Origin of the sequence: Helcococcus bovis (genome assembly GCF_046035835.1) — a bacterium.
GTDB classification, from domain to species: domain Bacteria; phylum Bacillota; class Clostridia; order Tissierellales; family Peptoniphilaceae; genus Helcococcus; species Helcococcus bovis.
Genome location: NZ_JBFNGB010000042.1, coordinates 1 through 1,603, shown reverse-complemented (window position 1 = coordinate 1,603; position 1,603 = coordinate 1). Strand labels below are relative to the sequence as shown.

Below are 1,603 nucleotides of genomic sequence, written 5' to 3'. Positions count from 1 at the left end.
GGCTCTACAATAAATAGTGTTGGTGGATAAAATTCACCTTCACTGCTTTTTATTTTAAAATAAAAAAATTAGAAGACAAAGTGTAAATTTTATCCTAAAATTAAAGTAACAACACAAAAATAAAGGAGTACACAATGTCTACTAACATTTCTAATTATATATCAAAAACACTTTCAATTAAAGATGAAAATATCACTTTTTTAGGTAATATTTACAATAAAAAAATTAATAAGTTAAATACCAATATTCATGAAGCTGTTTTATCATACAAGGCTACATTTTGCCCTAAATGTGGTAATATTAACCATTCCAATATTATCAAACATGGATTTAAGGATACTCTTGTTCGTTTATCAAGTATTAATGGTGAGCCTACTGCCATTAAATTAAAAAAACAAAGATTTTTATGTAAATGCTGTAAGTCTACATTTGTTGCAGAAACTAATGTTGTGGATAAGTTCCACTCAATTTCTAAAAGGCTTAAATTAGGTGTTTTAGACACTATTTCTAAAAAAATCAGTGAAAAAGATATTGCTAAAATTCTCAATGTATCTCATTCTACTGTTTCTAGATATATTGATAATGCTTTTAAGGAATTTTCTCCAAAGAAAAATTTTTTACCTAAACATCTATCTTTTGATGAATTTGCTTCTACTAAAGATGCTAAAGGTGCTATGAGCTTTATCATTACTGATTTAGATAGTTCTGAAGTTTTTGACATTGTAGAGAATAGGCAACTTCCATTTTTAATTAAATACTTTTCTAAATTTAGTAAAAATGCTAGAAGAAGTGTTAAAACTATTGTTATTGATATGTACAAACCATATATTACTTTAATTAAAAAGCTTTTACCTAATACAAAAATCATATTTGACAGATTTCATATTGTTAACAATCTTTCTAGGGCTTTTAACAAGACTAGAATTGAAGTAATGAAAAAATTACCTACTTCTAGTATGGATTACAAAAGATTAAAAAGATATTGGAAGTTATTTCAAAAGAAATTTAGTGAATTAGATGCTGATAATTACAATAGATTTGTTCATTTTAAGGATTTAATTTCAGAGGCAGGTGTAGTTCATAGATCTATGGAAATTGATAAATCACTTGAAGATACTTATGAAATTTATCAAATACTATTAAATGATATCAATTCTAAAAATGCTGATAATTTAAAAATTCATTTAGAAAACTTTAAGGATAAAGGATCTACCTACATGCAAACTGCTATTAAAACTCTTCTAAAGGACTTTGATTATGTTAAAAATGCTATAGCCTACAGGTATTCTAATGGATTTACAGAAGGAATTAACAATTTTATTAAAGCACTTAAAAGAGTAGCTTTTGGATACAAATCATTCTTTCACTTTAGAAACAGAATATTAATTACTAGAAAACTTAAAAAGATGTTAAGAAATTAAAAAGAGAATTAGAAATTTTACTCTCTAATTCTCTCAATATGTTATTTTAATTCTTCACCAACACTACTTGTGCCCTATGGGTATTTGACAAAGAACCATTAAAAAAGGCCCAGAAATCATATCTGATTTCTGAACCTGTTTTGTTATTTCAATTCTTTACCAACACTATTTGACAAAGAACC

General features: G+C 25.8%; 1 protein-coding gene. It reads left to right on the top strand.

What is annotated here, in order from left to right; all coding sequences use genetic code 11:
- Window positions 1-134: 134 nt before the first annotated feature.
- A complete protein-coding gene (locus tag ABGF48_RS08410) occupies window positions 135-1,421 on the top strand; it encodes an ISL3 family transposase (RefSeq protein ID WP_408105892.1) in 1,287 nt (428 codons plus the stop codon).
- Window positions 1,422-1,603: the final 182 nt, after the last annotated feature.

Coding starts and splice junctions, on each gene's coding strand:
- ABGF48_RS08410 (WP_408105892.1), top strand. CDS start 135: ATGTCTACTAACATTTCTAATTATATATCAAAAACACTTTCAATTAAA.